General features: G+C 53.4%; 3 protein-coding genes. All 3 read left to right on the top strand.

All coding sequences use genetic code 11. The annotated features are described in order from the left end of the window. The first annotated feature begins 324 nt into the window (after positions 1-324). Complete coding sequence (locus WOB96_RS14370) at positions 325-1,242, top strand: hypothetical protein (RefSeq protein WP_341371991.1); 918 nt, start codon at positions 325-327, stop codon at positions 1,240-1,242. Positions 1,243-1,351: 109 nt separating this feature from the next. Continuing rightward, positions 1,352-2,827 (top strand): class I SAM-dependent DNA methyltransferase, encoded by a 1,476-nt coding sequence (locus tag WOB96_RS14365; RefSeq protein ID WP_341371990.1) that lies wholly within the window; start codon positions 1,352-1,354, stop codon positions 2,825-2,827. Next, positions 2,824-3,795, top strand: a complete 972-nt coding sequence (locus WOB96_RS14360; protein ID WP_341371989.1) for a restriction endonuclease subunit S — start codon at positions 2,824-2,826, stop codon at positions 3,793-3,795. The genes WOB96_RS14365 and WOB96_RS14360 overlap by 4 nt, the downstream gene beginning before the upstream one ends. The last annotated feature ends 113 nt before the right edge of the window (positions 3,796-3,908 follow it).

Raw genomic sequence — 3,908 nt, 5'->3', positions numbered from 1 at the left:
TTAGCTCTACGTTACCCTGCGCTAGCGCCTGCGGGAAACAGCTGTACTATGCGCCAAAACAATATCATGGGCTGTAATGAAATATAACAGTTTGGCGCATTATACGGCTGCCGTGAATAGAGTGCGTGAGCGCAAGGCTAGCAGGGCGCGAGTTGACCTCACGTCCGGGACCGGCGCGCGCCGGCCAACTCTCATTCGAGCGGACACTGCTCACTGCGTTCGCGGCTGCGCCCGCTTGGGGTGCCTCCCCCGGCTAGCCGTCCGATCCACCCGCGCGCGGGTGCCACACAACTCGCGCCCCGTTAGCCTTTGCTGGGAGTAAGGATGGAGCTTGTAATACATCAACAGATTTATTATTCAAACAAAAATCTGGTCCCTCTTAGGGACGTTGCGGAGTCTCTGTTGGCGCTTGAGGCGGTGATTCGCCAGTCTCCAGATGTTCTAGATGCGCTCTTTCCGGGAACCAAGATAAGCAGCGTTGATGTTTTTATAAACGAGCTTAAATCTGACAGCATATGGGAAGATCTTATCGTAAAGTTTGTTTTCGGAAGTCAACAGAAGCTTGATGAGTTAATTAATAATATTAGAGAGCGTGTTGGAATGGATAACTTGGTGAGGAACCCAAAGCTTCTATCAATAGTTATCATCACCATGGTCTTTGCAGGCGCCACCTATTTCATGTTGAGAGACAAAAAGGCGACTCCAGAGCAAAAATCTACGATCGAAGCGAACAATAATACGATTATAAATATTGGCGCTGGCTTGTTAGAGTTTGATGCTCTAGAGTTTAAAGCGTTGATCGAGGGAGCTGTTAAAGATAAGGATACTTTAGCGAGAAATGCCATCAAGGTCGTTCGACCTGCAAAGCGAGATCCTGATGCAAGTATCACGTTCAACGGAAACTCTGAATTAATGATCACGCCTGCTTCTATTCAGGCTATGCCGCAAGTCATTCCTGAGCCAGAAGACGAGCAGTTTGTAGAGGATTTTCCTGCCATAGATCTAGAAATCAGGGCAACTGATCTCGATAGCACTAAACGTGGTTGGGCTGTCGTAGTCCCAGAGCTAGGAAAAAATAGGGTCAGGTTACAAATAGACCCCTCAATCAATCCAGAGATCATCGCTGAACAAAGAAGATTCAAAGGAAGCGTAACTGTCATATTTGGGTATGATAAACAGAACAATAAGGTTCCAAAATTGGTATTTCTGCGAAAAATCGTGGATGAGTTGGCTAACCAGTAGTTCAACACGGATATCCACCGCTGCGCAGCGGCCGCCAGTTAGCATGGGTGCCAGCCCAACACCACCCAGCCCCGACGAAACTGCATCAACGTAACCCACAGGAATCCGAATGTTCGAGCAAACCTTCCGCAACATCGACGACGTGCTCTGGAAAGAGGCCGGCTGCGCCACCGAGCTGGACTACACCGAGCAGACTTCGTGGATGCTGTTTCTCAAGTACCTGGACGATCTCGAACACGAGCGCGCTCAGGAGGCAGAGCTGATGGGCAAGCCCTACAGTTTCGTCATCGACGTGCCTTACCGCTGGTCGGCCTGGGCCGCGCCCAAAACCGCCGCCGGCGAATTTGACCATGACAGGGCGCTTACCGGCGCCGACCTGATCGCCTTCGTCAATGGCACCTTGTTTCCCTATCTGCAGGGTTTTCGCGAGCGCGCCAGCGGCACTGCTACCCTCGAATACCGTATCGGCGAGATCTTCAGCGAGATCCGCAACAAATTTGCCAGCGGCTACAGCCTGCGCGATGCGCTGGAGCTGATCGACGGCCTGAGCTTCGGCTCCCAGGCCGAGAAGCACGAGCTTTCGCATCTCTACGAAGCCAAGATCCGCAACATGGGCAACGCCGGGCGCAATGGCGGCGAATACTACACCCCGCGCCCGCTGATCCGCGCCATGATCCGGGTGATCAAGCCGAAAATCGGCGAGCGCATCTATGACGCCGCTGCCGGGTCCGCAGGTTTTCTGTGCGAAGCCCACGACTACCTGCGTTATGGCGCCGACGGCCAGGGTGATGGCAGCCACCTCTCCACCGCAGATCTCGACACCTTGCAGACGCGCACCTTCTACGCCAAGGAAAAGAAGAGCCTGCCCTATGTGATCGGCATCATGAACATGATCCTGCACGGCATCGAGACGCCCAACATCGTCCACACCAACAGCCTGACCGAGAACCTTGCCGACATTCAGGAAAAAGACCGCTTCGATGTGATCCTTGCCAACCCGCCATTCGGCGGCAAGGAACGCAAGGAGGTGCAGCAGAACTTCCCCATCAAGACCGGCGAGACCGCCTTCCTGTTCCTGCAGCACTTCATCAAGTATCTCAAGGCCGGAGGGCGGGCCGCCATTGTCATCAAGAACACCTTTCTCTCCAACAGCGACAATGCCTCCCGCGCCCTGCGCCGCGAGCTTCTGCAAAGCTGCAAGCTGCACACCATCCTCGACTGCCCCGGCGGCACCTTCCTCGGCGCCGGCGTCAAGACCGTGGTGCTATTCTTCGAGAAGGGCGCGCCCACCCGCAAGATCTGGTACTACCAGCTCGATCCGGGCAGGAGCCTGGGCAAGACCAATCCGCTCAACGACAATGACCTGGCCGACTTCGTTGCCCGCCAGGCTGCTTTCGAGGATTCGGAAAATTCCTGGACGGTGGATGTGAGCGACATCGACCCCGACAGCGTCGATCTCTCGGTGAAGAACCCCAACAAGGCCGAGGCCAAGCCGCTGCGCGACCCCGAAGTGATCATCAACGAGATCGAGACGCTGGACAAGGAAAGCGAGGAAATCCTGGAAGGGATTCGGGGGATGTTATGAGGGAGGGGTGGGAGCGTAAGAAAATTGCCGATCTCGTGCAACCGCTGACGACAATTGATCCTCGGAAAGAGCCGAATAAGTGCTTCACTTACATTGACGTTTCTTCCGTTTCACGAGACACGCACAAAATTGTGGAGCCTTCATCGGTCAAGGGTGCCGATGCACCCAGTCGGGCTCGTCGGCTCGTGAGAATGGGGGATGTCATATTTGCAACTATACGCCCGACGTTAAACCGCATCGCAGAAGTCCCAAGTGCGCTAGATGGTGCTGTTTGTAGTACAGGGTATTTTGTTCTAAGGCCCAAGCCTGGCATTCTTTCCAGGTTTCTCTTTTATAGCCTTTTAACAGCAGATTTCTCCGACGCGATGGCTGCATTACAGCGAGGTGCCGCTTATCCCGCTGTCATTGATAGTGATATTAAAAGGCACGAGCTGATCATTCCACCCCTCCCCGAGCAAAAACGCATCGTCGCCATACTCGACGAAGCCTTCGCGGGAATTGACACGGCAGTCGCCAATACCGAAAAGAACCTCGCTAACGCCAGCGAGTTGTTTGAGAGTTATTTGAATTCGGTGTTCAGCCAGCGAGGTGAGGGGTGGATAGAGCAATCTCTATCCAAGTTTGTCAATTCAATCTCAACGGGTCCTTTCGGCTCCTTGCTTCATAAGTCGGATTATGTTTCTGAGGGGGCTCCACTAGTTAATCCAATAAACATTGTCGGTGAAGTTATAGTGCCAGATGGCAGAAAAATGGTCGGTAACGTGACGAAGGAAAGACTGCAAAGCTATATCCTAAAGGCTGGGGATGTTGTCATTGCTCGGCGGGGCGAAATTGGTCGCTGTGCTGTTGTTAGTGAAACCCAGAGAGGATGGGTGTGCGGAACGGGATGCTTTTTTATTAGACCTTTGGAAGCGGTGAATCCGCACTTTCTTGCACATTTGCTTAGGGAACCTCTGAACAAGAGCTGATTTTGGGTACATGACCCGGTGCTGGTCCATACCGGCCCAAACTCCGGGATTTCAGTCGATTTTTCCGGTTTATCTGCCTGTTTGCTGCCCGATTTCCGCCTATTTGGCGGAGT

Source organism: Thermithiobacillus plumbiphilus, from assembly GCF_038070005.1.
Classification (GTDB): domain Bacteria; phylum Pseudomonadota; class Gammaproteobacteria; order Acidithiobacillales; family Thermithiobacillaceae; genus JBBPCO01.
This window is presented reverse-complemented; position numbering and strand designations above follow the sequence as displayed.